The sequence below is a fragment of the Sphingobacterium shayense genome (assembly GCF_013179575.1).
GTDB classification, from domain to species: domain Bacteria; phylum Bacteroidota; class Bacteroidia; order Sphingobacteriales; family Sphingobacteriaceae; genus Sphingobacterium; species Sphingobacterium shayense.
Genome location: NZ_JABMCQ010000204.1, coordinates 1 through 6,047 on the forward strand (window position 1 = coordinate 1; position 6,047 = coordinate 6,047).

A 6,047-nucleotide genomic window follows, 5' to 3' on the forward strand; every position below is an offset into this window, starting at 1 on the left:
AAACAGCATACACCTTAGTGACATGCTCCGCGATAGCCAACAAATTTGGGATCGGACCGAAAGGCACGCCTTTATAGTCCATATCTAACCCTGCCACTATGACGCGCACGCCCCGGTTTGCGAGTTGAATGCAAACATTCGGAAGCTCTTCATCAAAAAATTGTGCTTCATCAATTCCTGCTACTTTTATGTCGGAACTCAACAGTAATATGGAGGATGAATGAGAAATTGGGGTGGAAGGGATGCTGTTACTATCATGCGAAACAATCGCTTTTTCGCCGTATCTTATATCTATTTCGGGTTTAAAGATTTCAATTGGCAATTTTGCAAACTGGGCACGCTTCATCCGTCGGATTAACTCTTCGGTTTTCCCAGAAAACATAGACCCGCAGATCACTTCGATGCTTCCTACCGGCTTATTCGTTTGGAAAAAATTATGTTCGGAAAACAGCATGTTATTATAATTTATTGCTTTGCGTTCGGGGGTTAAAATACCGTTAAAACTTGTGCTCGATTCGTGCTAATATCGAAATTATATCTTAAATTTGATGTTAAGAAAGGAACTCTATTTTGAAACAGAGTATCAATCAATGCTTTTTGTTTTCCACAAAAAGCAGAATCAACGTCAGTGATCCAGATAAAAACAATAAATATGAGATATACAAAAGAAACTATCTTTTCGAAAATAGGAGAGCTACTTTTAGAGATTAACGACAGCTACGCAGAGCTATCTGAAAAAAAGATAGACGACAGCAAGGGGCAACTTACAATGTTCGAAGCAAAAGCGAAATTTTTGGCGGCTCATATTCAAGTTCTTTCTCGTTTAAGCGAAACTAATATAGTTTTGGAGTCGGATCTTGCCGCGTCGAGTCATGTTGCTGAAAGTACTTCCGTTCGAAGCAATGAGAAAGAAAAACGGGAAGACCTTTTCTTTACGCCTCCGATTGAATTGGAGGATGCACCCGATAGTCAAGTGATACAGGCGGAAATCCCGGAAGTAGGCCAGGCGAAAACCACGGAAGCACCCGAATCTAAAAAAGAAAATTCAAATGACACGGTTGATAAAGGGAATGAACGAGAGCACGTAAGTGAGAGAGTAGAATCCGAAGTATCCGCGCCGGCGATCGATTATTCTGGGTTCGTACCAGAAGATAATACTCGGGCGATTGACAAAAACATCGATAACGGTGAATTGTCGGATTCATATGCATCTAAGGAAGATTCAGTTACTGAGGTGGTTGACGATCACAAAACAGAGGATCGGACTACTGGTCGACTAGCGACGTCGCAGGAAGAAATTAAGGATGACCGCGTAGGTCAACCGGTAATTGTTCAAGTGGTGGAAGAACCGAGGGAAGTGGTTATAGAGGAGCAGCGTGAAGATCAAGATCAATCAATTGAAGATAGGAAGCCAAGTCGGCCGATGACAATTAATGAGATCTTACAACAACAACGGAAAGCGGGGACCACGGGTATGGCAATTAATACGACAAGTCCAGTCTCATCGGGAGTCGATCGATCTGTTGATCTTAAAAGTGCTATAAGCTTAAATGATAAACTTTTATTTATTAAAGATCTTTTTAACGGGTATACCTTGGCTTATAGTGAGGCGATAGAGCTGCTGAATCGCTATAATTCATTTGCCGAAGCAGACGCATTTTTGCAAACAAATTATGCATTGAAAAACAACTGGACCGATAAGGCTCAAACGGTGGAAAAATTATACGCAGTTTTAAGAAAGAAATTTTTCTAACTATTGTCCATATTCAGACAGTGTTTCAACTAGGAACTTTAGTTTGTTTTATGACGAACAAAAAGGCGAGCCACATGCTCGCTTTTTTTATTATACGGCAGTTACGCAAATAAGTCAAATTTTACCCAATCGATTCCTTGTCGTCCGTATACGAAATATTTTGGTTGCAAGATTTCTGCCGCGATTTCGACATCACCTAAAAACCCTTCTGCATCAGCACCGAAACGCGGTTTATGTATTATGTATACTTCATTATGCCGAACGGCGTCTGTTCTTGTTAGGACTTCGTCTTCTAGTATGGAAACGATGTCGGTATATAAATCATTGCTGTGTTGAACAAAAATTAACTTTTTAGGATTGTCGTATTTTTCCAACAACAAATTTCCACCGGCTATAGCGATTGTATCTGTAAGTTGAGATGAGTCCGACGGTTTATATAAGTTTTTTTGGTCAAGTACCAAAACAGTGGGTCTAGATTCCTCGGGAATGAATTTTAATTTATGTACAACGATGTCAATCTCTTCTTCGAGATGAGTTCGCTCATTAGCGTTTGTTGGAGTAGTATTTGCTATTAGCGTATTATAGAAATTGAGTTTTTCCATGTTTAGACATTTGTTTGAGCAAAAATAAGGAAGGCTTGTTAAAGAACCTAATTAAAGAAGTGATTATCGCATTCTGAGTATCATTTTGTAAATTGCATTTAAAATAAGGAGCACATTTATGTTTGATAAACTATTGCAAGCACAGCAGAAAGCCGACGAAGTAAAGCAACGGTTAGATAATATCTCTGTTTCCGGTGAGACAGAAGGTGGAAAAGTACGCGTAATTGCGTCGGCGAATAAAGAAGTTCGAGAACTGACAATAGATCCAGACTTATTCGCGCGCGCCGAAAAGGAAGAACTGGAAGAAATTATTATTGTGGCTATTAACAAAGCATTAGCGCAAGCTGAACGCGTTAGTCAATCGGAGATGCAAGCTGTTTCTCAAGATCTATTAGGTGGATTTGGTAATCTTTTTAATAAATAAAAATCTCGATTATGAAAGTTGCTTATTACGGACAATCTTGTGTTGAGTTTGATTTTCAGGGCGCTAAGGTTTTGCTAGATCCTTTTATTAGCTATAATTCCTTAGCAAGGGATGTAAACGTCGATTCGATTCGACCTGATTTTATTTTTTTAAGTCATTGTCATCAGGATCATGTAGCCGACCTAAAACGTATTCAAGAAAATAGCGGAGCAACAGTAGTCGCTATCGTAGAAGCTGCCGATTGGGTGGGCAAACAGGGTGTCCCAGCGGACAAGTTGATCGAATTTAATTTTGGAGGAACGCTTGAATTACCATTTGGTAAAGTGAAAATGGTATATGCACTCCATACAAGCAGCACGCCAGACGGTACCTACGCTGGCGTCCCTGCCGGTTACGTGTTTTTTGTTGGAGGTAAGAAAATTTATTTTGCCGGTGACACGGCCTTAACTATGGAGATGAAGCTTCTTGAAGATTTAGATTTGGATTGGGCTTTCCTTCCTATTGGAGGGCACTACACAATGGATGTAGATGACGCCATTAAAGCATCAAAATTTATAAATTGTTCTAAGATCGTTGGAATACACTACAATACGTTTCCTCCAATATCCATTAATCTAGAAGAAGCGAAGGAGAAGTTCACAGCTGCAGGTTTGGGTCTGTACCTTCCACAAATTGGAGAATCTCTAGTGCTATAAGTAGGGGAGCTCGTGCATTAAGACAACAGCCACTTCAAATTGAAGTGGCTGTTGTCTTAATGCACGAAGATCAATATTTCTTATTTTTTTGCCGCTCTATTGATGTGAAATACAACTAAATCGTCGATCGGTGAGCGTAAGATTTTACCAACTTGCATGCCGTATTGTTTTGCTTTATCTTCTAACACGTTGCGGAAGTTATATCCCACAGACCCGATGCAGTTGAATGTATACTTTTGATAATCAGGGTATTTGCTTACTAAGTTATTGAAGAATGCTTCAAACGCGTCTTCAACAATTTTACGTGTATATTCTATGTTAACGTTGTTGTCATATACGAATTTACTAAAACTAGCGCAGAATCTATTGGCAAGAGGTTTTGTGTAAACATTGTCCATAATTTCATCTGGTGTTAATTTATAGGTTTCAAAGAACGCTTTGGAAACGTTCTCCGGCATCAAGTTACGAATGAAATCTGTAAGGAGTTTTTTTCCGATATAGCTTCCGCTGCCCTCGTCTCCTAGAATATAAGCTGCTGAATCGATATTAAATGTGATTTCGTTGCCATCATAAATGCAGCTATTGGTTCCTGTGCCTAAAATTGCTGCGAAACCCTGTTGATCACCAAGTAATGCACGAGCGGCCGCTAATAAGTCGTGACCCACTTCAACTTTTGAGCTAGGAAATACCTTTTGAAGGGCGACTTCGACGATTTTCGCTTTTTCAGCGTTGTGAACTCCTGCACCATAATAGTTTACTTCTGTCACATTTTCGAAAGGAAGATCATGAGGTAATCCTTTTTTTAAGGAATTAACAATGTATTCGCTGTCAACAAAATATGGGTTGTATCCCTCGGTATTGAAATATATTTTTTTGTTTGAATCATCTAACAAACACCAGTTTGTTTTAGTTGATCCTCCGTCCGCAATGATAATCATTATAGATTTGGTTTTATTGTGTTACGTTTAGTTTTTGCTTTGTTTTAATTCAATATTGTCTCTTCGAAAATACGTTTTTAAGTTTAAAAACACGAATTTTAAAATTTAAAATATGAAAGAATATAGGTCGATTTTTTATTTGCGGGGTAAAAAAATGCCTTTACGATATCATAAAGGCATTTTTTAATCAAATTAATATTTTATTTCACTTAGTGTATTTTGTACAATATCTTTCGCTTAATGGGAACTTTCAGATTCTATTTCGTCGATGTTTATTCCTTGTTCTTTCAAAAATCTTCTCACAATTACGGCAAAAAATATAATATAACAAAATCCAATTAAAGGTAAGATATACGAATTATGTATACCAATAATGTCTGCAAGCTTACCTTGTAATGGGGGAATAATCGCACCACCAAGAATCATCATTACTAAAAAAGCAGCACCTTGTTCGGTATATTTACCAAGTCCTACGATGGATAAACTAAATATTGATCCCCACATAATAGAACATGCGAGCCCTCCCGTTAGGAACGCATATATCGCTATCATTCCTGTTGAGCATAAGCCAATTATCATGGCTAGTAATCCCAGTGCACCAAATATGATTAATGTCCGTGCTGGCTTATCCTTGCTTATAAAGAAAGCTGCAATCTGGATCGCAACGCATATAAAGAAAAATAAAAGATGTGACATATCAAAGCCCGCTAAGCTATTGACGCCTATTATTATTGCGAATGCAATAACCGGTACGACCAATAATAGAATTTGTTTGGTTGTTTTCTTAAACTGGAAAGCACTAATGGCACCTGCCCAACGTCCAATCATCATACCCCCCCAATAAATGGAAACATACGGTGTGATTTCAGAGGATTGTAAATTTCCAAATTCGTCAAGTTTCAACAATTCGCCAAGATTACTTCCTATTGCCACTTCAATTCCAACATATATAAATAAACCTAGCATACCCAATACGAGTTGAGGATATTTCATTGCGCCCCAGCCTTCTTGATTTTTACTTGCGCGCGAGTATGCGAAAAGTAAGCCCCCAACGACGGAGAGCAAAGCACCAAGTAGCCATGCCATACGAGTAATCTCTAGTGGATGAATCAGATCATTAATTTTTGCGTTCAATTGGGTAATCAGTAATTGATCAGACGTATTAGCAACTTGAAGCTGTAGACTTTCGATTAGGATCGCGGTGTCACTTTTGTAGCTTAAAAATACGGGTACAAACATTAGGAGCAGAAGGATGGTCATAACAATAAGCGTATTTTTGGCTTTAGTTGCCGATTCCATTGGTTCGCTATTGATACCGGGTGGCACTTTTTTCGAAAAATGAAAAAGTCCAGCTGCTAAAACAAACAAAAGTCCAACTATAATGTATAAATAGACAACTTTGTCAAGAGGAAGACTAGCAATCTCTCCATCTGATATTGGTTCGAACGTTCCGAATAAGGCGAATCCGATCACAAGAGGTCCAATAGTGGTCCCAAACGAGTTGATTGCACCACCCAGATTTACGCGTGATGCTCCCGTTTTTGGATCTCCTAATAGAACTGCGAATGGATTTGCTGCAGTCTGCTGTAAAGAGAAACCGAGGGCTACGATAAACAGTCCAATTAACATCCCAAT

The 6,047-nt window shown here is 38.7% G+C and carries 7 protein-coding genes; 3 read left to right on the top strand and 4 right to left on the bottom strand.

All coding sequences use genetic code 11. The annotated features are described in order from the left end of the window. The coding region (locus HP439_RS17125) for a thymidine kinase (RefSeq protein ID WP_172391558.1) at window positions 1-454 on the bottom strand (454 nt) is incomplete at its 3' end. A 198-nt stretch (window positions 455-652) separates the two neighbouring features. Between HP439_RS17125 and HP439_RS17130 the strand changes: the two genes are divergently transcribed. Beyond that, window positions 653-1,753 carry a hypothetical protein gene (locus HP439_RS17130; protein ID WP_172391559.1) on the top strand — a complete coding sequence of 367 codons (1,101 nt, stop codon included), beginning with the start codon at window positions 653-655 and terminating at the stop codon, window positions 1,751-1,753. 101 nt (window positions 1,754-1,854) lie between these two features. On the opposite strand, the gene HP439_RS17135 is transcribed toward HP439_RS17130, so the two are convergent. Beyond that, entirely contained in the window at window positions 1,855-2,355 is a 501-nt protein-coding gene (locus HP439_RS17135) for a TroA family protein (protein ID WP_172391560.1), read from the bottom strand. A 118-nt stretch (window positions 2,356-2,473) separates the two neighbouring features. Between HP439_RS17135 and HP439_RS17140 the strand changes: the two genes are divergently transcribed. Together HP439_RS17140 and HP439_RS17145 are read left to right on the top strand one after the other, a co-directional pair. Next, on the top strand, window positions 2,474-2,779 hold the full coding sequence (locus HP439_RS17140) for a YbaB/EbfC family nucleoid-associated protein (protein WP_172391561.1): 306 nt from the start codon (window positions 2,474-2,476) through the stop codon (window positions 2,777-2,779). A gap of 11 nt (window positions 2,780-2,790) precedes the next feature. Next, complete coding sequence (locus tag HP439_RS17145; protein WP_172391562.1) at window positions 2,791-3,474, top strand: metal-dependent hydrolase; 684 nt, start codon at window positions 2,791-2,793, stop codon at window positions 3,472-3,474. Window positions 3,475-3,554: 80 nt separating this feature from the next. On the opposite strand, the gene HP439_RS17150 is transcribed toward HP439_RS17145, so the two are convergent. Together HP439_RS17150 and HP439_RS17155 are read right to left on the bottom strand one after the other, a co-directional pair. Continuing rightward, window positions 3,555-4,412, bottom strand: coding sequence for an N-acetylglucosamine kinase (locus HP439_RS17150; RefSeq protein WP_172391563.1), 858 nt, complete (start codon window positions 4,410-4,412; stop codon window positions 3,555-3,557). Between the two features lie 237 nt (window positions 4,413-4,649). Then, on the bottom strand, window positions 4,650-6,047 hold a 1,398-nt coding region (locus HP439_RS17155), incomplete at its 5' end, for an MFS transporter (RefSeq protein WP_172391564.1).

What these genes read in the sequence shown, in the direction of transcription:
- HP439_RS17145 (WP_172391562.1), top strand. Translation starts at nt 2,791, where the DNA reads ATGAAAGTTGCTTATTACGGACAATCTTGTGTTGAGTTTGATTTTCAG.
- HP439_RS17140 (WP_172391561.1), top strand. Translation starts at nt 2,474, where the DNA reads ATGTTTGATAAACTATTGCAAGCACAGCAGAAAGCCGACGAAGTAAAG.
- HP439_RS17150 (WP_172391563.1), bottom strand. Translation starts at nt 4,412, where the DNA reads ATGATTATCATTGCGGACGGAGGATCAACTAAAACAAACTGGTGTTTG.
- HP439_RS17135 (WP_172391560.1), bottom strand. Translation starts at nt 2,355, where the DNA reads ATGGAAAAACTCAATTTCTATAATACGCTAATAGCAAATACTACTCCA.
- HP439_RS17130 (WP_172391559.1), top strand. Translation starts at nt 653, where the DNA reads ATGAGATATACAAAAGAAACTATCTTTTCGAAAATAGGAGAGCTACTT.